This window comes from Cobetia sp. Ld8 (assembly GCF_045066615.1).
GTDB classification, from domain to species: Bacteria; Pseudomonadota; Gammaproteobacteria; order Pseudomonadales; family Halomonadaceae; genus Cobetia; species Cobetia amphilecti.
In genome coordinates this window covers 195919-217168 of record NZ_JBISHF010000006.1, presented here as the reverse complement: position 1 = coordinate 217168, position 21250 = coordinate 195919, and the positions used below count along the sequence as shown (strand labels likewise).

Genomic DNA, 21250 nt, shown 5'->3' with positions numbered 1-21250 from the left:
GCCCAGTGCCAGTGACGCCTCGCTGCACTGGGCAACTCAGTTCAGAGGGAGCCCGTGCCATGGATATCCAGCAGTTCTTCAGCGCCCTGTGGGATGACTACGTCGCCATGACGCCCCAGGCCCAAAAGATCCAGGATGCCTTCATCGCTGACGGCGAGACCATCGTCAACGACCACGTCGCCTTCCGCACCTTCGATCGCGGGCCGATCACCCTGAGCGCGCTGGAACCTCACCTGCTGGCGCTGGGCTATACCCGCTTCGCGCCCTATGATTTCCGCGAGAAGAAGCTGCGCGCCTTCGGCTATCTGCCGCCGTCACCTGACATGCCGCGCGTCTTCCTCTCCGAGCTGAAATGCCATGAGTTGTCCGAGCGCGCCCAGGCGATCATCGATGGGCTGGTCAGCCAGATCTCGCCGGATGCCGCCACCCAGCCCTCCGTGCTGTGGTCTGGCCGCCTGTGGAAAGCGCCCAGCTTCGAGCAGTATCAGCGCCTGATGGAAGAGAGCGAGTATGCGGCCTGGCTGTCGATCATCGGTCTGCGCGCCAACCACTTCACCATCAGCGTCAACGCGCTCAGCCATCACGACACCCTCGACAAGGTGCTGACGCGCGTCGAGTCGCTTGGCCTTGGCATCAACCCGGCCGGAGGGCGCATCAAGGGCTCCCCCGAGGTGCTGCTGGAGCAGGCCTCCACCCTCGCCGACCGCCAGACCTTCACCTTCGCCGGTGGCGAGGAGCACGAAATCTCCACCTGCTACTACGAATTCGCGCGCCGCTACCCCGATGCCGATGGCGAGCTGTATCAGGGCTTCGTGGCGACCAGCGCCGACAAGATCTTCGAATCCACCAATGTTCGCCAGGAGCCGACTGCCTCGTGATTGCCGACTGGCTAGACCTGACACTCGAAGGCCACGCCAGCGCCCGTGGCATGGGCCGTATTCCCGGCGGTCGCTATGAGATCGTCGCGCCCGGCGTGCTGGAGATCACCCCCGACGTCACGGGGCCCAAGGCGCGCCCGTGCGTGATCTCCGCCGGCATCCACGGCAACGAGACCGCCCCCATCGAGCTGCTCGGTGAGCTGATCGCGGGCCTGGAGAGCGGCCATCTGATCGTCGGGGCGCCGCTGTTGCTGATTCTGGGCAACCTGCCCGCCATCCGCACTGGCGAGCGCTTCATCACCACCAACCTCAATCGGCTGTTCAAGCGCGCCGAGGCCAGCGTCACGGGCAACGCCTGTCCGTCGGATGATGAGCCGGCGCGCGCGCGTCAGCTGATGGCGGCAGTGGACACCTTCTATGCCCGCTTCCCGCTGGCCGAGGGCACGCGCCGCCTGCACTACGACATGCACACCGCCATCCGCGACAGCCTCTATCCGCGCTTCGCGGTGGTGCCCTTCAGTGATGGCGACGCCATCAGCGCATCGCAGTGGCCGATATTGAGCGCCGCCGGCATCCAGGCCGTGCTGCACCAGCATCAGCACAGCTGGACCTTCTCGCACTATTCGCGCCACTACCATGATGCCGACGCCTTCACGCTGGAGCTGGGTCAGGTTCGCCCGTTCGGCGCCAACGACATGGCGGCACTCGCACCGATGAAAGCCCTGCTCGCGGCACTGGCGACCGGCACGGCGCCCGCCGAAGCGGACCCCGAGACCATCGACTACTTCACGGTGGAAGTGGAGCTGATGCGTCAGTCAGCCGACTTCACGCTGTGCTTCAGCGAGGATGTCGCCAACTTCACCGCCTTCGCCCCCGGCAGCGTGGTGGCCGAAGACGCCGCTGCTGGCCCCTGCATCATCGGCGATACGCCACTGCGGGTGGTGTTCCCCAACGCGAAGGTGGAGATAGGCGCCCGCGCCGCCCTGTTGCTGGCCGAGAGCTCGACACCGACAGACTGAGTCACCAGACACTGAACAAACCGGCACTGAGCCACAGGCGCCGGCGTTCTGCCCGCCCATCCCCCTCAGGGCGCAGCACGATGCCGGCGCGATTGCACTGACGAAAGCCTTACTACAACGACAACAGGCGACCTTGATCATGAAGACTCCTCCCCCACGGCCGGACGGCATCCGCGTGCGTCCCTGCAGGCTCCACCAAAGTCGTAACATTCCTCCACGCCAGATAGCGGTGAACCCTGCGTTGAGCTGGTAGAATCGGCCCCCTTTCCCGTCCACGACATGCAAGCACAGGCATTTTTCGCCTGTTGTAGACGGTCACTGGCAGCGAGAACGACGATCAATCGGACTGATCGTGAGGAACTGGCCATGCCCCTGACGGCATTCTCCGCCACTCCTCCCGTGCCACGCCTTGCCGCTTCATCACATCTGCATCGCGCATATCAGCGAGCGGCAGTGAAAGGCAGTGCCAGGCAGCCGTGCCATGTCGGCAACGAACCTGTATCCCGAGCCCGACCGCCCCGCGGCGGACTCGTGGCGTGTCATTGCCCCCCAGGGCTGGCAACGTCCGGATTGGAGTAACTGCATGACCATGAGATCTTCCGTGGCCGAGAGCCCGAGCAGCGACGCGCTGCCTCTCGAGGTCCGCAACATCACCAAGTCCTTCGGCACCAATCAGGTGCTCAAGGGCTTGTCACTGCAAGCACGCAAGGGCGATGTCATCACCCTGATCGGCGCGTCCGGTTCCGGCAAGAGCACCTTTCTGCGCTGCATGAACCTGCTGGAGCAGCCGGACGGCGGCGACATCTTCGTGCATGGCGAGCAGATCGGCTTCAAGGAAAGCCGCCGTGGCCGCGAACCGATGGACTGGCGTCAGGTCGAGCGCATGCGCGCGCGCCTGTCGATGGTCTTCCAGGGCTTCAATCTGTGGTCGCACATGACGCTGCTGGAAAATGTCATCGAGGCGCCGATCCATGTGCTCGGCAAGCCGAAGAAGGAAGCCATCGCCCACGCACGCAGCCTGCTGGACCGCGTCGGCCTGCTCGAGCGCGCCGACTACTATCCGGCGCAGATGTCCGGTGGCCAGCAGCAGCGCGGCGCCATCGCACGCGCGCTGGCGATGGAGCCGGAGGTGATGCTGTTCGACGAACCGACCTCGGCCCTCGACCCGGAACTGGTCGGTGACGTGCTCAAGGTCATGCGTGACCTGGCCGAGGAAGGCCGCACCATGGTGGTGGTGACCCACGAGATGAGCTTCGCGCGTGATGTCTCGAGCCAGGTGGTCTACCTGCATCAGGGACTGGTCGAGGAAGCCGGCAAGCCGGAAGACGTGCTGGGCAACCCCCAGTCGGAGCGCCTCAAGCAGTTCCTGGCGCCCAAGTACTGACAAAGCGCCCTGATCAGCAGCCCTGATCACCAGCCCTGATCAACAGTACTGATGAATGGCCCTTGGCCCATCGCTGAGCCTACCGTTCGGCCTGTGGCACATCCCGGCACGGTGATCCCGTGACCGGCACATGATTCAGCACCGCGAGCGCCACGCCAACGGCAGGCCTCGAGGTGTTCAAGACTTCAGGAATGACAAGTAATGAAACAGTTTGCGACACGTGCCCTGCTGGGTCTCACCCTCGGCCTCTCCACCTTCGCCATCACCACCAGCGCCGCCCAGGCGGCCGATGTGCCGGACCCGCTGCGCCTGGGCATCGACGTGCCCTACGCGCCCTTCGGCTACAAGCTGCCCAGCGGTGAGCTGACCGGTTTCGAGATCGAACTGGGCAACGCCATCTGCGCCCAGCTCGCCACCCATTGCGAATGGACCGAGCAGGACTTCGACGGCATCATCCCGGGCCTGATGGCGCGCAAGTACGACGTCATCATGTCAGCGCTGACCATCAATCCGGAGCGTGAGCGTCAGGTGCTGTTCTCCGAGCCCTATTTCACGCCGCCATCCGGCTGGTTCGTCAAGGCGGACAGCCCGCTGGCGGGCGCGGATACCCTCGATGCCGAGGCGCTCGCGGGCAAGGTGATCGGGGTGCAGCGCGGCAACCTGCAGGATCACTACGTCACCGACCTCTACGGCCGCACGGCAGAAGTGCGCCGCTACACCAAGCTCGATGACCTGGTGCTGGACATGGACAGCGGCCGCGTCGATGTCGCCTTCCTGGACCTGCCGGTCGGTCAGGACACCCTGGTCAACGCCAACGACGGCAACTTCGTCAACACCGGCAGCGCCATCAGCGAGCCGAAGAAGTACTTCGGAGACGGCTTCGGCATCGCCATGAAGAAGCGCGACCGCGACCTCAAGAAAGCCATCGATGGTGCCCTGGAAGCGCTCAAGGCCGATGGCACGCTCAAGCGTCTCAACGACAAGTACTTCGCCAGCGCCGCCACTGCGTCCGACAACCACCAGTAAGCCGCTGAACGGGTTATTCGGCGCTTCACGGGAGATTTCCCATGATTGACCTACAAGGCTACGGGCCCAGCCTGCTGGAAGGTGCCTGGGTCACGGTGCAGCTGGCCGTGCTGGCCCAGCTGCTGGCCATCGCGCTGGGGCTATTGACGGCGACGGCCAAGATGTCGCGTTCCACGCCTCTGCGCTGGCTCGCGACGCTCTACACCACCATCATCCGCGGCGTTCCCGACATCGTGCTGATGCTGCTGCTGTTCTTCGGCGGCCAGATCGGCATCAACATGGTCACCGACTGGCTGTACGACAGCTACGACATCGACGTCTTCGTCAATGTCGATGAGTTCACTGCCGGCGTCGTCACCATCGGCTTCATCTTCGGTGCCTACATGGGCGAGACCTTCCGTGGCGCCTTCCTGGCGGTGGATGCCGGGCAGATCGAGGCCGGGCGCGCCTATGGCATGAACGACTGGAAGGTCTTCAAGCGCATTCGCTTCCCGCTGATGATGCGCCACGCTCTGCCGGGGCTGGGCAACAACTGGATGGTACTGCTCAAGACCACCGCCCTGGTGTCGGTGATCGGGCTGGTCGACATGGTGCGTGTCGCCAGTGAGGCCGCCAAGGCGACCCACGAGCCCTTCACCTTCCTGTTGCCGGTCGCGGCGGGCTATCTGCTGATCGCCACCGTGTCCGAATGGGGGCTGGCACGTCTCAAGAAGCGCTATAACGCCGGATTCGGGGAGGCCAGCGCATGGAACAACTGAATGATGCAGGCCCTTCAGGCGTCATCGCCCAACTGGGTCAGATGCTCGAGGATGCGCTGAGCGACAACTACATCTTCACCGCGACCACCCTGTGGCACTACTGGGAAGGGCTGGTCACCACCGTACAGCTGGTGTGTCTGGCGCTGCTCATCGGGCTGATACTGGCCGTGCCGCTGGCGATCCTGCGCGGCTCGCGTCGTCGCTGGGTGAAGATGCCGGTCTATCTCTACACCTATGTCTTCCGGGGCACGCCGCTGCTGATCCAGCTCTATCTGATCTACTACGGCGTGGTGTTCTTCGACGGCTTCGACATCTCGCTGGGCGTGACCAGCGTGCATGTGCCCAGCATCCAGGAAACCTGGCTGTGGGATTACTTCCGTGATCCCTTCGTGCCGGCGCTGCTGGCCTTCGTGCTCAATACCGCGGCCTACACCACCGAGATCTTCCACGGTGCCATCCAGTCGACCCCCAAGGGCGAGATGGAAGCCGCCCGCGCCTACGGCATGTCACGTGGCAAGATGATGCGTCGCATCATTCTGCCCAGTGCCTTCCGCCGGGCGCTGCCGGCCTACGGCAATGAAGTCATCTTCATGCTGCATGCCAGTGCCATCTGCAGCGTGGTGACGCTTCTGGACCTCACCGGCGCCGCGCGTGACATCTACGCACGCTTCTACGCGCCCTTCGAGGCCTTCCTGTTCGTCGCCGCCATCTACCTGTGTCTGACCTTCACCATCATTGCCATATTTCGGCAATTGGAGAAACGCCTGCTGGCACACTTGAAACCATTAAGCTGAACGTCAAAAGCGCCCTTTGGAGGGCGCTTTTTTCATATCAGGATATAACGGCAGGAATTCATCTCGTTTAACGACCGTTTGAATTTGTCCATTGACCCTCTTCACCACAGCCTCGGTCTGGGCTAGTGTGGAGCCACTGGCATGACACACCCCCTTATGTTCCCGGCTCAGACGACTGGTGTTCAGGAGGGAGTGTCTGATGCCACTGATCAGCCAGTATGACCAACAACAATGATGGATGGGACTGACATGAAGAAGCTTCTGGGAATCTCCCTGCTGGGTGCAGCATTGATGGCCGGTGGCGCTCAGGCGGCCGAATCGCTGCGCATCGGCGTCGACGTGCCCTACGAGCCGATGGAGTACAAGACACCCGACGGTGAGCTGACCGGTTTCGATATCGAACTGGGCAATGCCATCTGCGCGAAGATCAACCGCGACTGCGAGTGGGTCATCCAGGCGTGGGACGGCATCATTCCCGGCCTGATGGCGCGCAAGTACGACGCCATCATGTCCTCGATGACCATCAATGAGGAACGCCGCGAGAAGGTGCTGTTCTCCGACACCTACATCACCCCGCCGTCCGCCTGGTTCGCCCCGTCCGACAGCGAGCTGAGCGCCACCTCCCAGGAGGCCCTGGCTGACAAGGCCATCGGCGTGCAGCGCGGCACCCTGCAGGACAACTACGTCACCGATCTCTACGGCAAGAATGCCGAGGTCAAGCGCTACACCACCGCCGATGACCTGGTGCTGGACATGGAAGCGGGTCGCCTCGACATCGCCTTCCTCGACTTCCCGGTCGGCAAGTCCACCCTGATCGACGGCGGCAACGGCAACTACAAGGCCGTCGGTGAAGTGGTCACCGAGCCCAAGAAGTACTTCGGCGACGGCTTCGGTATCGCCATGCGCAAGCGTGACAAGGACCTGGCCGAGCAGATCAATGGCGCCCTGGCCGAACTGAAGGCCGATGGCACCTACGACACCATCCATACCAAGTACTTCGGCGAGAAGCAGTAAGTTCGACTCAAGCGGCATGCCAGCCATGTCGTGATGTCTGCGCCATGAGATGAGCGGCAATAGACACAAGTGACATGTTCGACAACAAACCCCGTTGGCATCTGCCGCGGGGTTTTTGCGTTGAGGCAGTGTTCAGTGACATTCAGCCACCTGTCTTGTGACAACCCTGTCACGACCTGAACAGGGCCAATCGCTCAAGCGCATCACGTGGAAAGCATGCCATCTACACAATTGGTGCAATTTCAGCATCAAAGCAGTGTGTCTGATGGGACTTATCGATAATGCGCAGTCTCTCTAGGATGCCGTGCAACTCCTTCTGCAACGGTAGATTCCCATGTCGAGACTGAACTCACGTCCGGCGCGCCTTTCTCGTATCGCTTCTTCCCTGCTGCTGACCCTCGGCGGCCTGCTGACGCTCAGCGCCTGCAGTGAAGGCAGTGGTGAAGCGAACGACAGCGCGCAACAGACGCCCCCCACGATGGAAGTCGTCGCTGCCATCTCGCAGCCGGTGGCGGCCTGGCACACCTATACCACGCGCCTGGAATCTCCCCAGCGCGTACAACTGCGCCCACGCGTGAGCGGCGAAGTCGAAGAAGTGCTGTTCACCGAAGGTAGCCAGGTGACCGCCGGCACGCCGCTGGTACGTCTTGATCAACGCCCCTTCAAGGCCGAGGTTCAGCGTCTGGAAGCGGAAGTCGCACGCATCAAGGCTGAGCTGGCCAATGCCCGCAGCGAGTCCGGTCGCGCCGCCAGTCTGGTCAAGCGCAACCTGATCTCGCGCGAGGAAGCCGATTCGCGCAGCACTACCGCCACCGGCCTGAATGCACAGCTCAAGGGCGCCATCGCCCAGCTCGAGCGTGCCCGTCTGGATCTGGACTACGCCACCATCCGCGCCCCGATCGATGGTCGCCTGTCCAATGCGCGCATCACGCGTGGCAACACCGTGCAGGCTGGCCAGAGCGTGCTGACCACGCTGGTCGAGACCCGTCAGCTGGACGCTTATATCGACATCAGCGAGCTGACCTGGAACAAGGACTTCGCGCATGTCAGCGCCGAGGATCATCTACCGGTGGAACTGCAGCTGGCCGGACAGGAAGACTTCCCCTTCCAGGGTGAGCTCGACTTCATCGACAACAGTGTCGACATCGATACCGGCACCTTGCGGATCGGCACCACCTTCAATGCCGATGATCCCGCTCTGCGTCCGGGTGCCTTCGCGCGCCTGCGTATCGCCTCACCCGAGATCCGTGATGCCGTACTGATTCCGGAACGCGCCATCGGCACCGATCTGGATCGTCAGTTCGTGCTGGTGGTCGGTGAGGACAACACCCTCGCCTACCGTGGCATCAGCACCGGTCCGCGCTTCGGCACGCTGCGCGCCGTGACCGATGGCCTGGCCGCCGGTGACCGCGTGCTGGCGGCTGGCCCCGCCAAGGCAGGCCCGGGCATGCCGATCAGCCCCAAGCTGGTCGAGATGCCCGATGACGGCGCCCTCAAGTCACTCGCCGCGCGTGTCTCCCGCCTGCAGGGGCAGCAAGCTGCCCGCCAGTTGAACCAGGACAACGACCAGAAGGCCGCGACTCTCGCCGAGGCTGACCGTCAGGCAGCCGGAGGTCGTTCGTGAACATTTCCGGTTTCTTCATCAAGCGCCCGGTCTTCGCCGCGGTGCTGTCGATCCTGATCGTCATCTCCGGGATGCTGTCGCTGTTCCAGCTGCCCATCTCCGAGTATCCGGAAGTCGTGCCGCCCACCGTGGTGGTGCGCGCCAACTACCCGGGTGCCAACCCCGAAGTCATCGGGGCCACCGTCGCCACGCCGCTGGAGCAGGAAATCACCGGCGTCGAAAGCATGCTGTACATGGACTCCCAGGCGACCTCCGACGGCAACCTGACCCTGACGGTGACCTTCGCGCTGGGCACTGACCTGGACAAGGCCCAGGTGCAGGTGCAGAACCGTGTGGCCCGCGCCACGCCGCGCCTGCCGCAGGAGGTGCAGCAACTCGGCATCACCACCGAGAAGGCCTCGCCCAACCTGACGATGGTGGTCCACCTGACCTCCCCGGATGGCCGCTATGACCAGCTGTGGCTGTCCAACTACGCGCGCCTGAACCTGAAGGACAATCTCGCCCGTCTCGAGGGGGTCGGCGACGTGCAGCTGTTCGGTGCCGGCGAGTACTCGATGCGCGTGTGGCTCGACCCGGACGCCGTGGCGGCGCGGGGCCTGTCTGCCGGTGACATCATCAGTGCCCTGCGTGCCCAGAATCAGCAGGTCGCCGCCGGCTCCGTCGGTGCCCAGCCCTCGCCTGACGACAACCAGTTCCAACGCCTGCTCAATGTGCGGGGCCGCCTGGAAAGCGCCGAGGAATTCGAGAACATCGTCATCCGTGTCGATGAAGACGGCCGCCTGACACGCCTTAAGGATGTGGCGCGTGTCGAACTGGGCGCCGACAGCTATTCACTGCGCGCGCAGCTGGATGGCAAGGACGCCGTGGCGATGCCGATCTTCCAACGTCCCGGCTCGAATGCCATCGCGCTGTCGGATTCCGTGCGCGAGAGCATGAGCGAGATGTCCGAGGCCTTCCCGGATGGCGTCAGCTACGACATCGTCTACGATCCGACGGTCTTCGTGCGTGGCTCCATCGAGGCGGTCATCGACACCCTGTTCGAGGCCATCCTGCTGGTCGTGATCGTGGTGATCCTGTTCCTGCAGACCTGGCGGGCCTCGATCATTCCGCTGATCGCGGTGCCGGTCTCGCTGATCGGGACGTTTGCGGTCATGCAGCTGATGGGCGTGTCGATCAATACGCTGTCGCTGTTCGGGCTGGTGCTCGCCATCGGTATCGTCGTCGATGACGCCATCGTGGTGGTGGAGAATGTCGAGCGCAACATCGAGCTGGGCCACTCGCCCATCGAGGCCACCCAGATCGCCATGCGTGAGGTGACCGGCCCGATCATCGCCATCGCACTGGTGCTGACGGCGGTATTCGTGCCAACGGCCTTCATCAGCGGCCTGAGCGGTCAGTTCTACAAGCAGTTCGCGCTGACCATCACCATCTCGACGCTCATCTCGGCCTTCAACTCGCTGACGCTGTCACCGGCGCTGTCGGCCTTGCTGCTCAAGCCCCACGGTGCCAAGCCTGACTGGCTGACCCGCGTCATCGATGGCCTGTTCGGGCGCTGGCTGTTCGCGCCGTTCAACCGCGCCTTCAGTGCGATGGCCAACGGCTACACCGGCCTGATCAAGAAGCTGCTGCGCTTCGGTGTCATCGTCGGCCTGCTGTATGTCGTACTGCTCGGCGCCACCGGCAAGCTGTTCGACAGCGTGCCCGGCGGCTTCATCCCGGGGCAGGACAAGCAGTACCTGGTCGCGATGGCCCAGCTGCCGGACGCCGCCAGCCTCGACCGCACCTCCGAGGTCATCGACGAGATGCAGGCGCTGGCGCTGGACACACCGGGCGTGGCACACACCGTGGCCTTCCCGGGGCTCTCCGTGAACGGCTTCGTCAATGCCTCCAACTCCGGCATCGTGTTCGCGACCCTGGCGGACTTCGATGAGCGACAGTCGCCCGAGCTTTCCGGTCAAGCGATCGCCGCTCAGCTGAACCAGAAATTCGCGGGGATCGACGAGGCCTTCGTCGCCGTCTTCCCGCCGCCGCCGATTCTGGGCCTGGGCACTACGGGGGGCTTCAAGTTGCAGCTGCAGGACCGCGGCAACAAGGGCTTCGATGAGCTGTTCTCCGCCGTGCAGACCATCACCGCCAAGGGAAATGCTGACCCGCGTCTGAGCAGTGTCTACTCCAGCTTCCGCATCCAGGTGCCGCAGTACGACATCGATCTGGATCGCGAGCAGGCGATGATCATGGGCGTGCCGGTGGAACGTGCCTTCGAGACTCTGCAGGTGTACATGGGCTCGCTATACGTCAATGACTTCAACCGCTTCGGGCGTACCTATCAGGTGCGCGCCCAGGCCGAGCAGTCGGCGCGTCTCGACCCGGATGACATCCGCAACCTCAAGGTGCGCAGCGACAACGGCCGCATGATTCCGCTGGGCAGCTTCGTCAAGGTGACACCAACCACCGGCCCGGACCGCGTGATGCACTACAACACCTTCGTCAGCGCCGATATCAACGGCTCGCCGGCGCCGGGCGTCTCCAGTGATCAGGCCAAGGCCGCCATCGAGGAAGTGCTGGCCGGCAACCTGCCACAGGGCATCGGCTACGAGTGGACGGAGGTGACCTACCAGCAGGTGCTGGCCGGCAACACCATGATCTACATCTTCCCGCTGGTGGTATTGCTGGTGTTCCTGGTGCTGGCCGCCCAGTACGAGAGCTGGTCGCTGCCGCTGGCGATCATCCTGATCGTGCCGATGACACTGCTGTCGGCGCTGGCCGGTGTCTGGCTGACGGGGGGCGACAACAACATCTTCACGCGCATCGGCTTGATCGTGCTGGTGGCGCTGGCGTGCAAGAACGCGATCCTGCTGGTCGAGTTCGCTCGTGAGCAGCAGCATGCTGGCCAGAGTCGCCTGGACGCCGTGCTGACGGCCTGTCGCCTGCGCCTGCGTCCCATCCTGATGACGTCTGTGGCCTTCACCGCGGGCGTGGTACCACTGGTACTGGCCACCGGTGCCGGCAGTGAGATGCGTCAGGCGATGGGCGTGGCGGTGTTCTCCGGCATGATCGGCGTCACCGTGTTCGGCCTGCTGCTGACACCGCTGTTCTATGTCGGTATCCGCCGCCTGGTCGAGAAACGTGAATCGCATCAGGACACTGACACGCCGGACAGCAATGGCGAGTCAGGCCGCCGCATTCATTGATACGACCACTCTCCCGAGAGATCGTGAACAGGCAAACGCCACGGGGCGTCGCGGCTTCAGCCACCGTTGAAGCATTGACTCCCCGTTGGCAACACTGCCATTCCGTTCGTGGCATGTTTACTGCTCACGACTCTCGGCATAATGCCCATCAATATTTACCCACTCGGGAGCAGGTGCCATGTACGCCGATACCTTCAATGATCTGGCCCTCGAGGCCGAACTCGAAAACTTCGCGCACCGCTGGTTCTCCATGCTCAACCGCATGGCGCCTGCTATCGAACTGGCGGAACTGATGGGCGAGGAGGCTTCCATCCAGCTGCTGGATGAAACCCTGACCGGCAGCGAGTACCTGGCCAACTGGGAGCAGCGTCGCAGCGAGCTGCTGGTCAATGGCCATGCACTCGGTTGGGTGCGTGCGCAGCGCAACAGCCTCGACAGCGCCACCCTGCGCATGGGCGGTGAGCACCGCGCCGCCATGCGCGATGGCAGCGTATTGCACACGCATTTCGACGCCGAGTGGGTGCTCGACCTGAGCTGGGGCGAGCCGCGCATCCAGAGCATCAAGCTGCTGGATATGCGCACGCTGTAACGCGATACTCCGACAGCAAAAGGCCCCGTCACTTCAAGGTGACGGGGCCTTTTGCTGTCTGGAGGGGCCTGTTTCGAGTGCACGTGACTTCTTGCAGTTTCAGTTTCTATCTCAGCCTCTGAAATTCAGCATCGCTGGCGTGTCGATGTCGTGATGGATACCGACATCACCGACTGCCACCTCACGCAGCGCCTCGCGATGTCGCGCGATCACCTCGCGCGCGCCCTCGCCGCTCTCAAGCGTCGCAAGCTCTGCCCACAGCGCCCGCCCGAACAGCACCGGATGCCCGGGGCCGCCCTCGCCTCCAAGCCTCGGTCGCACGATATGCACGCCATCGGCCTGGGCCTCGGCCCGAAGGACATGAAAGGTCTGCGCCGTGATCTGCGCCATGTCCGCCAGCCATACCGCCGCCACCTGCACATGCGCCAATCCGGCCTCATCACTGAGCAGACGGAAGGCATCGCCGAGACTGGCACCGAGGCCGTTGCCCGCCTGCGGCGCACGCCAGATTCGCCCAGCATGCTCACGTGCGAACGCCTCTCCCAGCAATGCGGCGGGGTCATCGTCCTCACGCAGCAGCAGACGCCAGTCCACCTCACAGGACATGACCCGCGACAGCGTCGCCATCAGCAGTGTCTGGCCATTTCCCAGACGCGCCTGACGCTTGTCACTGCCGAAGCGGCGACTCTGCCCTGCGGCCATGACCAGGATGATCGACTCATTCATGGGCGGCCTCACTGACTGTCTCCTGAGTGGCTTCACAGGCTCTCGCGAGCGCGGCCACGCCGGATGCGCACGATATCGGCCATCACCGCCAGCGCGATCTCGGCCGGTGTCTTGCTGCCCAGCTTCAGCCCGATCGGCATCACGATGCGCGCAATCTCCTCCTCGCTGAGACCACCGCTGCGTGCCAGCCGCTCGGCGCGCGCCGTTGAGGTACGCAGCGAGCCCATCACCCCGATATAGAACGCGGGCTGGCGTACCGCCTCGATCATCGCCAGATCATCGATACGCGGGTCGTGGGTCAGCGCGACCACGGCGGTGGCGGCATGACAGCCGCCGGCGGCGATGAAGCGTGACGGCAGCTCGCGGCGCAGGCTGACGCCCTCGAGCGGCGCCTTGCGGGAATCCCAGTCGGCCAGCACTTCCTCGCGCGGCTCGCAGATGATCACCTCGAAGCCGAGGCTGACGGCGAAGGCTGCGCAGGCTTCCGCCACCGGCGAGAGCCCCGCCAGCAGCAGACGCGCCACCGGCCCGACCCGCAGCTGATAGCCGCACGCCTGGCCCGCGTGGCCCTCGAGCGGCTCGACCCGCTCCCCCAGCCCGCTGTCGTGCTGAAGCGCACGCGCGCCATCCCCCTCCAGCATCACCTGACGCAGACGCGGCGTCTGGCCCTCGAGTGCCGCACGCAGCGCCTCGAGATGCGCGATGTCCGCGTCACAGGCCGTGAAGCGCTCGACCAGTACGTCCAGAATGCCGCCACACGGCAAGGCGATCCCCGCGCCCTGATGGCCGCCCTCGCCATAGCGGATCACCTGGGCGGGCGCGGTGAATTCCCCGTCAGCCAGGCGCGCCAGAAAGTCTTCCTCGACACAGCCGCCGGACAGCGAACCACGATGCTGCCCATCGGCACGCGCCACCAGCCAGGTACCCGGCTCACGCGGTGAGGAGCCGAAGGTGGCCAGCACCGTGCATAGCCAGATCGGGCGCGCGGATGGCTCGCCATCTGCGGGTACCAGCCAGTCGATCGCCTGATGGATCACTTCAAGATCAAGGTGTTGCATCAATAATCTCTCATATCAGAAGCCTGCGCCCGGCCTGAAGACACGAAACCCGCCACCCGGGCATGCCGGAGTGGCGGGTATCAGAGGCATTCACCGGGGAAGATCAGGCCTCGCTGAGCGCGGCCTTGAGCCCCGCCGGACGCATCGGCAGGTCACGCAGGCGCACGCCGACCGCATGCTGAATGGCGTTGGCGATCGCCGGTGCGACCACCGTGGTGCCCGGCTCGCCGAGACCGACCGGCATCTCGGTGCTGTCGACGAACTCGAGATCCATCTGCGGCACCTGATGCATGCGCAGCGGCTGGTAGGCGCCCAGATTCTGCGCCACCGGGCCGCCCTCGCGGTATTCGGTGCCTTCGTGCATCGCCATCGAGACGCCCCACAGGAGCGAGCCTTCCAGCTGCGCCATGGCACCATCCGGATGCGCCAGCGTACCGGCATCGACCACGCTGGTCAGTTTCTCGAGCTTGACCTCGCCGGTGGCGCGATCGACCTTGACCCGTGCCACACAGGCCACCCAGGTCGGCATGCTGCGTTCCTGACCGAAGCTCAGTGCCACGCCCATGCCGGTGTCTGCCGGCAGGCTGTCGCGCTCGCTCCAGCCGGACTTCTCCATCACGCGCGTGAGCACGTTGCGCAGACGCTCGGCGCCGCCGGTGCTGACCGGCGCCTTGCCGGCGTTGCGGCCTTCGGCGTCCAGCAGTGCGAGACGGAATTCGGCCGGGTCCTGCTCGGCCGCCAGCGCCAGCTCATCGATATGTTGTTCGACCGCCCACAGCGTCCAGCCCGGTGCGACGGAGCGCAGGTAGCCGGGCACGAAGGCCTCGTGGGCGACCTTGTTCTGCTGCGCCCAGACACGCTGGGTGCCGACGTTGTACCAGTGGTCCGCGCCGCTGATGGAGAAGGAATCCAGCTTGCCACCACCTTCGATGGCTTCCGCCATGAAGGCCGGCATCAGGGCTGCCGTCGGCCAGCCGGCGGCGGCGGCATGCTCGGAGGCCACGACACGCCCCTCGGCATCGAGACCGGAGCGCAGACGCTGCACCGAGGGCGAGCGCACGCAATCGAAGCGGCTATCATCCGGGCGCGTGAAGATCATCTTCACCGGACGCCCCACGGCCTTGGAGGCCAGCGCGGCCGGCACGGCATAGTCACCGTGCAGACGACGGCCGAAACCACCGCCCAGATACAGCTGGTGATGGGTGACCTTGCCTTCCTCGAGCTCCAGCGCCTTGGTGACCAATGAGGTCAGCAGGGACTGCTGCTGATTGCCGCAGTGGATGTGCCAGTGGCCATCCTCTTCATAGGCCAGCGCATTGGCCGGCTCCAGCGTGAAGTGCAGCACGCTTGAGGTGGTGAAGGTGGATTCCACCGTGGTGGCGGCAGTCTCGAGCAGCGGTGCAGGGTCGCCCTGATCCACCAGCAACGAGCCGTTGTCGCGGCTCGGCGAGCTGACCAGACGCTGGCCCTCGGCCTGGATCGCCGTCTCGTCGACCTGATAGCTGTCGCCCTTGCTCCACTCGACCTTGAGCAGGTCGGTGGCGCGCATCGCCGCCGAGAAGTTGTCGGCGATGACCGCAAGCCAGCCCTGGCAGATGCCGGACGGGTCCTTGAGTTCGATGGTCTGGCGATAACCGATGACCTTGCGGGCCTCGCTGTCATTGACGGCGGTGACCTTGCAGCCGAAGCGGCTCGGCGGCATCACCGGACGCGCATGCAATGTCTTGCCGACACGCGCCTCGATCTCTGCCGGCAGGGTGTAGTCGATGCCGTAGACGGCCTGACCGTTGGTCTTGGGCGGCACGTCCAGCGCGTTGCCCCTGGTGCCCAGCACGCGACGCTCGGAGGCCGGCTTGAGCTCGATGGCCGCAAGCTCCTCCTCGGAGAAGCTGCGCTCCAGCCCCGCCGCGACGATCTCGCCGTAGCTCAGCGACTGATCGCCACTGATGACGCGACCCTTGCGCGCCTTGCAGCTCTCGACCGCCACGCCCATCTGCTGAGCGCCCGCCTCGATCAGCGCGATACGCCCCGCCGCGCCGGCCTGTGACAGCGGCTGGTAGCTCTGGTGAACCGACCAGCTGCCGCCGGTGATCATGTAGCCCCACTTGGGGGCGCTGTCGACGTAATCGACCTTGACGCTGTCCCAGTCGGCTTCCAGCTCCTCGACCACCAGACGTGCGAGGCTGGTGGCGACGTGCTGCCCCATCTCGGACTTGGTGATATGCACGGTGACGGTGCCATCAGTGGCGATGGCGTACCACATGGTCGGCTCGAAGGCGCCGGCGGACAGCGTCTCGCTGGCCGAACCCTTGCCGTCTGCCCCGGCGGCCAGCGCCGCGCCGGACACGCCGAAGGCCAGCATGGTGGAACCCGCCACACTGCCGATCAGGAAGCCACGCCGCGTGATACCGCCGCGGCTTGAGGAAGTCTTGTGCGCGGCTGCAAGCTCGCGCTGATGCGCGGCCAGCTTGTCATCAAACCTTGCCATGAGACGTCTCCTCGACAGCAGAATGGGACACGGTGCCTGCCGTGGCACGCGGATCGAAGGTACCGACGCCGGCAGTCGCGGCCGTGGCGTCGGTCTGCTGACCGCTCAGCTGGCTGGTGGCACGCTCATTGGCGATGGTGGCGGCACGCTTCACTGCGCGATGGATGCGCACGTAGGCCATGCAGCGGCACAGGTTGCCGGCCATGGCGGCGGTGACCTGCTCATCGGTGGGGTCGGGCGTGTTCTTGAGGAAGTCGGCGGCCTGCATGATCTGGCCGGACTGGCAGTAACCGCACTGCGGCACCTGCTCCTCGACCCAGGCCTGCTGCAGCGGGTGGTCATCGTTCTCGGCCAGCCCCTCGATGGTGACGATGTCACCACCTTCGGCGGCCAGAACCGGCAGGACACAGGTACGCGCCGCTGTGCCGTTCAGGTGCACGGTACAGGCGCCGCACTGGGCGATGCCGCAACCGAACTTGGTGCCGGTCAGACCCAGGTGCTCACGCAGCACCCATAACAGCGGGGTTTGCGGATCGACCTCGAGACTGACGGCCTTGCCGTTCAGAGTGAAGTTGGCCAAGGGGCTTCTCCTCAGGAGCATGAAGCAGGGACAGGATTGAGATACAGAGCTGGGATACAGAGCGGCGCGACGGCATGACTCGACATGGCGTCAGTAGACTGACGCTGCGTGTGTCCGGTGTCAGGGGGCGAACGGCACGTTGCATGTCGGGCAGGCTGCGCGATTGGCATACCCCGAATGGCGAAATTCTACAGGTCACGACTCAGCACCATGGTGCCAAACGGGAAACAGTGTAGTGTCGCGAGACCGGGGCATGACACCAGGCCGGGATATGGCACCCGCCATGGTAAACAGCGCATGTGACATGCATGACAGTATAGCGTTTCGCGGGGTGCGATCGGCAGTGGATTCCACGCAAGCCGAGCACGATTCGTCACCGATGCCTGGCGGCGCCTGATAGATGACAGTCCCTGCCGACGCCTGATGGCTGCTGCCCGTTGCTGACGGGGCGTGAAAAAAGCGCCCTGCGCTCGTCAGGCCTCAACGCCAGTGGCGAATGAAGGCCAGCATCCATTGCGTCATCACGGCGCTGTCTGGCGTGACACTCAGGGAGGCTTCGCCCTCGCGCACGCGATGTTCGCCGATCTGTTCGTGACGCAACCTCATCAGGTCACGTGAATAGACGGGGCTGAACTCCGGATGCCCCTGCACGCCGAGGCAGCTGCCCACCTCGATCAGATAGAAGGCGCAGAAGGCGCTGTCCGCCAGCACCCGGGCATCGGCAGGCAGGACACTGACCTGATCCTGATGACTGACGATGAGATCCAGCCCTGCTTGCGGCGGTTGCATCCAGGGGCGTTGCGCACGGACACGATTGAACGACAGGCCGACACCCCAGCCGCGCGCATGTTTCTCCACCTCGCCCCCCAAGGCCCTGGCGATCACCTGATGGCCGAAGCAGACACCGACCAGCGGCAGCTTTGCCGCATGCACGCGCCGGACGAACTCACACAGTGTCGTGATCCAGGCGAGCCCATCATTGACGCCATGTTTTGACCCGGTGATCAGCCAGCCATCGCAGGCATCCAGCTGCTCGGGAAACTCGCCATCCAGGCAGCGCCAGACGCTGAGCCGGATATCCGGGTCACTGCGCGAGAGCAGGGCCTGGAACATGGCGGGATAGTTGCCGTGTCGCTCGATGAGGGCCGGATTGACGTCATCGCATTGCAGCAGACCGATATGCATCACTACCTCCTGAGGTGGCGGGGTCGGCGACGTCCGCGCTACGACCGCGGCACGACCATACGTGACAAGCAACGACTGCGCTGTCGCTTCTGCTACCGTCGTTGACGTATTCGGGATGCGCCCATCCATGAGAATAAAGTGGAATATAGAGACCAAGGTCTCAAGGTGATCTTCCGCCCACAGGCAGTGGAGTCCGCAGCACAATGATAACGACAGGGGTGGGCCAGACATGCAACTGAACTGGAAGGCAGCGATCGCGTTGGCAGCGCTGATTCTCGCCATCAATACCGGCGCGCGACAGGCCATGGGCTTCATGCTGCCACCGATGGCCAGCGAACTCACCTGGGGCATGGGGAGTCTGTCATTCGCGCTCGCCATCCAGAATCTGGTCTTCGGACTGGCCGCGCCCATCGCCAGCAAGCTGTCGGACCGCTTCGGCACGCTCAGCGTCTTCCTCGTCGGTAGCCTGTGCTATGCGGTCGGCATGGGCGTCACCGCCCTCTGGCCGACCCCGACGGTGTGGATGCTGGGCGCCGGCGTGCTGGCCGGTATCGGCATCGGCGCGACCACCTTCCCGCTGGTGCTGGCTGCCGTCACGCGCGTGGTTCCCCTCCAGCATCGTGGCATCGGGCTGGGCATCGCCTCGGCCGGCGGCTCCTTCGGGCAGCTGATCTACTCGGTCGCGACCCCGATGCTGGTGCTGATCGACTGGAAGATCGCCATGCTGGCTCTCGGCGCCAGCTGTCTGCTGTTGATTCCCATGGCCCTGCCCTTGCTGCGTCGCCCGCCGGCTGGCAGTGAGGCACCGGCGGAGGATATCCCGAGCCAGGGCCCGCTGCTGCAGGACCGGCGCTTTCTGGCGCTCGCCGGCGGCTTCTTCGTCTGCGGTGTGCACGTCGCCTTCATCGCCACTCACCTGCCCAATTTCGTGGTCGCCTGCGGCCTGCCCCTGAACGTGGCCGGCAACACGCTGGCGATCATCGGCGCGCTCAATATCGCCGGCACCATCCTGTTCGGTGCCTGGGGCGGCCGCCGTCACCCGCCGCAGCTGTTGATGCTGATCTATCTGTGCCGCGCCGCGCTGGTGATGGCGATGGTGGTCATCCCGCCCAGCAGCATGCTGCTCTACGCCTTCGGCGCGATCATGGGCATTCTGTGGCTGTCGACAGTGCCGCTGACCAGCCAGGCCGTCGCGCTCTACTTCGGCCAGAAGCGTCAGGCCTTCGTGTTCGGCATGGTTCTGGCCGCTCATCAGGTCGGTGCCTTCCTGGGAGCCTGGGGCGGTGGTGTGGTTTATCAGCTGACCGGCAGCTACGACCTGCTGTGGATCTCCAGCGGCATCTTCGGTCTGCTGGCCGCCATCGTGCATTGGCCGGTGCGTCGCGAGCCCACGCGCGTGATCCAGCCACAACTGGCCTGAGTGACGCCACGGCATCCGCCTCTCAGACCTCACATCTCAAATCACACATCTCGGATCAGATATCCACAACGACACAGCCCCCACCGGCGAGACCGATGGGGGCTGTGTCGTTGTGGACTTCAGTAAGGGCGATCAGCGCTGGAAGGCGTAGACATTGCCGACCTTCAGCAGCCGCGTCAGCTCATCCAGTGCCGACAGTGTCTCCTCGGCCAGCTGCGGATCGGCGAGGTCTGCCGGCGTCAGGCTGTCACGGTAGTGACGCTTGACCCAGACACCCAGCTCGGCATGCAGCGTATCGCTCATCATCACGCGCCCGGACAGCGCGGCGCGCTCGGCGTCGCTGAGCACCACGCGCAGACGCAGACAGGCCGGGCCACCGCCATTGCGCATGCTCTGCTTCACGTCCTTGACCAGCACTTCGCCGATCGGATTCGGGCCGGCCAGAATCGCGTTCTGCAACGCGTTCCATACCGCCTCGTTCTCCTGGCACTCACCCGGCACCACCAGCGTCATGCTGCCATCGTCGTTGGAGAGCAGCTGAGAATTGAACAGATAGGACGACACGGCATCCTCGAGACTGACGGCCTCCAATGGCACGCGAATCGGGATCAGCGGCGTGGACAGCTTGGCGCGAATCTCATCAAGCACCGCCTCTTCATCGCGGAAGGCGAGCTCGTGATAGAACAGCACCGGGCCATTGCCCACCGCGATGACGTCGTTGTGGAAGACGCCGGCATCGATGGCATCCGGGTGCTGCTGGGCGAACACCACCTGCTCTTCGCTCAAGCCATGCTGACGCGCGACGGCCTGACTGGCTTCCAGCGTCTGGCGCGCCGGATAGCGACGCGGTTCGACACCATCACCGCCGAAGGCCTGACGGCCATAGACGTAGAGATGCACGCCCGGCCCGCCGTGGCCATCGCACAGCCGCGTATGGTTGGCGGCGCCCTCATCGGAGAAGGCCGGCGTCGCGGGCAGCGCGGGGTGATGCGCGAAGTGGCCATCGTCGGCGAAGATGGCACCCAGGATGCGCCCGGTGGTCGCCGGCTCCAGGTAGCGGTGGAAGCTGGATTGCAGGTTGGCCGGCGTGAAATGCACGCGGCCATCACCACTGTCGCGCGACGGCGTGACGGTGGCGGCGTTGGCTGTCCACATGCTGGAGGCGGAACACACCGCGCGCAGAAGCTGCGGGGCCTGCTCGCTGGCCGCCTTCAACACCTGGGCGTTGCTGCCGGTGAAGCCGAGATCGCGCAACGCGCCAAGGTCCGGGCGCTGCTGCGGCAGCAGAATCCCCTGTGCATAACCCAGATCCGCCAGCGACTTCATCTTGTCGAGGCCCTGCAGCGCGGCTTCGCGCGGGTTGGAGGCCAGGCCGCCGTGGCGCATCGAGGCCACGTTGCCATGCGCCAGACCGGCGTAATTGTGGGTCGGGCCGACCAGGCCATCGAAATTGATCTCTTGATACGGAGTATCGGACATGAAGGTCTCCTGCCACGACGCCTTGCCAGCTCAGCTA

General features: G+C 64.6%; 16 protein-coding genes and 1 pseudogene. 11 read left to right on the top strand and 6 right to left on the bottom strand.

Translation table 11 applies throughout. The features are described 5' to 3' along the window. The first annotated feature begins 59 nt into the window (after nucleotides 1–59). From ACJJV2_RS02725 to ACJJV2_RS02680, 10 genes are all read left to right on the top strand, one after another. Nucleotides 60–878, top strand: coding sequence for a DUF1338 domain-containing protein (locus ACJJV2_RS02725; RefSeq protein ID WP_405278118.1), 819 nt, complete (start codon nucleotides 60–62; stop codon nucleotides 876–878). Beyond that, nucleotides 875–1897, top strand: a complete 1023-nt coding sequence (locus tag ACJJV2_RS02720; protein ID WP_405278116.1) for a succinylglutamate desuccinylase — start codon at nucleotides 875–877, stop codon at nucleotides 1895–1897. The genes ACJJV2_RS02725 and ACJJV2_RS02720 overlap by 4 nt, the downstream gene beginning before the upstream one ends. A gap of 589 nt (nucleotides 1898–2486) precedes the next feature. After that, on the top strand, nucleotides 2487–3281 hold the full coding sequence (locus tag ACJJV2_RS02715) for an ABC transporter ATP-binding protein (RefSeq protein WP_172978744.1): 795 nt from the start codon (nucleotides 2487–2489) through the stop codon (nucleotides 3279–3281). Between the two features lie 201 nt (nucleotides 3282–3482). Further along, entirely contained in the window at nucleotides 3483–4307 is an 825-nt protein-coding gene (locus ACJJV2_RS02710) for a transporter substrate-binding domain-containing protein (RefSeq protein WP_043334394.1), read from the top strand. Between the two features lie 41 nt (nucleotides 4308–4348). Further along, a complete protein-coding gene (locus tag ACJJV2_RS02705; protein ID WP_405278113.1) occupies nucleotides 4349–5065 on the top strand; it encodes an ABC transporter permease in 717 nt (238 codons plus the stop codon). A 41-nt stretch (nucleotides 5066–5106) separates the two neighbouring features. Next, on the top strand, nucleotides 5107–5859 hold the full coding sequence (locus ACJJV2_RS02700) for an ABC transporter permease (RefSeq protein ID WP_043334458.1): 753 nt from the start codon (nucleotides 5107–5109) through the stop codon (nucleotides 5857–5859). 249 nt (nucleotides 5860–6108) lie between these two features. Further along, entirely contained in the window at nucleotides 6109–6873 is a 765-nt protein-coding gene (locus ACJJV2_RS02695; RefSeq protein WP_153636493.1) for a transporter substrate-binding domain-containing protein, read from the top strand. Nucleotides 6874–7207: 334 nt separating this feature from the next. Continuing rightward, nucleotides 7208–8497 carry an efflux RND transporter periplasmic adaptor subunit gene (locus tag ACJJV2_RS02690; RefSeq protein WP_405278111.1) on the top strand — a complete coding sequence of 430 codons (1290 nt, stop codon included), beginning with the start codon at nucleotides 7208–7210 and terminating at the stop codon, nucleotides 8495–8497. Continuing rightward, nucleotides 8494–11688 (top strand): efflux RND transporter permease subunit, encoded by a 3195-nt coding sequence (locus tag ACJJV2_RS02685; RefSeq protein ID WP_405278109.1) that lies wholly within the window; start codon nucleotides 8494–8496, stop codon nucleotides 11686–11688. The genes ACJJV2_RS02690 and ACJJV2_RS02685 overlap by 4 nt, the downstream gene beginning before the upstream one ends. 178 nt (nucleotides 11689–11866) lie before the next feature. Then, on the top strand, nucleotides 11867–12277 hold the full coding sequence (locus ACJJV2_RS02680; protein WP_405278107.1) for a hypothetical protein: 411 nt from the start codon (nucleotides 11867–11869) through the stop codon (nucleotides 12275–12277). 111 nt (nucleotides 12278–12388) lie between these two features. On the opposite strand, the gene ACJJV2_RS02675 is transcribed toward ACJJV2_RS02680, so the two are convergent. The 5 genes and pseudogenes from ACJJV2_RS02675 to ACJJV2_RS02655 form a co-directional block, all read right to left on the bottom strand. Next, the gene (locus ACJJV2_RS02675) at nucleotides 12389–13003 is read right to left on the bottom strand and encodes an NTP transferase domain-containing protein (protein ID WP_405278105.1); all 615 of its coding nucleotides are present in this window, start codon (nucleotides 13001–13003) and stop codon (nucleotides 12389–12391) included. A gap of 32 nt (nucleotides 13004–13035) precedes the next feature. Continuing rightward, on the bottom strand, nucleotides 13036–14061 hold the full coding sequence (locus tag ACJJV2_RS02670) for an XdhC family protein (RefSeq protein WP_405278103.1): 1026 nt from the start codon (nucleotides 14059–14061) through the stop codon (nucleotides 13036–13038). A gap of 103 nt (nucleotides 14062–14164) precedes the next feature. Further along, a complete protein-coding gene (locus ACJJV2_RS02665) occupies nucleotides 14165–16549 on the bottom strand; it encodes a molybdopterin cofactor-binding domain-containing protein (protein WP_405278101.1) in 2385 nt (794 codons plus the stop codon). Nucleotides 16550–16682: 133 nt separating this feature from the next. Further along, nucleotides 16683–17129, bottom strand: a pseudogene (locus tag ACJJV2_RS02660) ((2Fe-2S)-binding protein); the annotation flags it as partial. 480 nt (nucleotides 17130–17609) lie between these two features. After that, nucleotides 17610–18314: a glutamine amidotransferase-related protein gene (locus ACJJV2_RS02655; protein ID WP_405278099.1), complete on the bottom strand. Its 705-nt coding sequence runs from the start codon at nucleotides 18312–18314 to the stop codon at nucleotides 17610–17612. A gap of 229 nt (nucleotides 18315–18543) precedes the next feature. Here ACJJV2_RS02655 and ACJJV2_RS02650 point away from each other — a divergent pair, with 229 nt between their 5' ends. Next, complete coding sequence (locus ACJJV2_RS02650; protein WP_225347251.1) at nucleotides 18544–19734, top strand: MFS transporter; 1191 nt, start codon at nucleotides 18544–18546, stop codon at nucleotides 19732–19734. A 132-nt stretch (nucleotides 19735–19866) separates the two neighbouring features. Here the strand turns inward: ACJJV2_RS02650 and astB are convergent, their stop codons facing one another. Next, entirely contained in the window at nucleotides 19867–21213 is a 1347-nt protein-coding gene (gene astB / locus ACJJV2_RS02645) for an N-succinylarginine dihydrolase (RefSeq protein ID WP_405278096.1), read from the bottom strand. Nucleotides 21214–21250: the final 37 nt, after the last annotated feature.

Excerpts from the sequence above, each read along its gene's own strand:
- ACJJV2_RS02725 (WP_405278118.1), top strand. The coding sequence starts at position 60 with ATGGATATCCAGCAGTTCTTCAGCGCCCTGTGGGATGACTACGTCGCC.
- ACJJV2_RS02715 (WP_172978744.1), top strand. The coding sequence starts at position 2,487 with ATGAGATCTTCCGTGGCCGAGAGCCCGAGCAGCGACGCGCTGCCTCTC.
- ACJJV2_RS02710 (WP_043334394.1), top strand. The coding sequence starts at position 3,483 with ATGAAACAGTTTGCGACACGTGCCCTGCTGGGTCTCACCCTCGGCCTC.
- ACJJV2_RS02705 (WP_405278113.1), top strand. The coding sequence starts at position 4,349 with ATGATTGACCTACAAGGCTACGGGCCCAGCCTGCTGGAAGGTGCCTGG.
- ACJJV2_RS02700 (WP_043334458.1), top strand. The coding sequence starts at position 5,107 with ATGCTCGAGGATGCGCTGAGCGACAACTACATCTTCACCGCGACCACC.
- ACJJV2_RS02695 (WP_153636493.1), top strand. The coding sequence starts at position 6,109 with ATGAAGAAGCTTCTGGGAATCTCCCTGCTGGGTGCAGCATTGATGGCC.
- ACJJV2_RS02690 (WP_405278111.1), top strand. The coding sequence starts at position 7,208 with ATGTCGAGACTGAACTCACGTCCGGCGCGCCTTTCTCGTATCGCTTCT.
- ACJJV2_RS02680 (WP_405278107.1), top strand. The coding sequence starts at position 11,867 with ATGTACGCCGATACCTTCAATGATCTGGCCCTCGAGGCCGAACTCGAA.
- ACJJV2_RS02675 (WP_405278105.1), bottom strand. The coding sequence starts at position 13,003 with ATGAATGAGTCGATCATCCTGGTCATGGCCGCAGGGCAGAGTCGCCGC.
- ACJJV2_RS02670 (WP_405278103.1), bottom strand. The coding sequence starts at position 14,061 with ATGCAACACCTTGATCTTGAAGTGATCCATCAGGCGATCGACTGGCTG.
- ACJJV2_RS02665 (WP_405278101.1), bottom strand. The coding sequence starts at position 16,549 with ATGGCAAGGTTTGATGACAAGCTGGCCGCGCATCAGCGCGAGCTTGCA.
- ACJJV2_RS02655 (WP_405278099.1), bottom strand. The coding sequence starts at position 18,314 with ATGCATATCGGTCTGCTGCAATGCGATGACGTCAATCCGGCCCTCATC.
- ACJJV2_RS02650 (WP_225347251.1), top strand. The coding sequence starts at position 18,544 with ATGCAACTGAACTGGAAGGCAGCGATCGCGTTGGCAGCGCTGATTCTC.
- astB (WP_405278096.1), bottom strand. The coding sequence starts at position 21,213 with ATGTCCGATACTCCGTATCAAGAGATCAATTTCGATGGCCTGGTCGGC.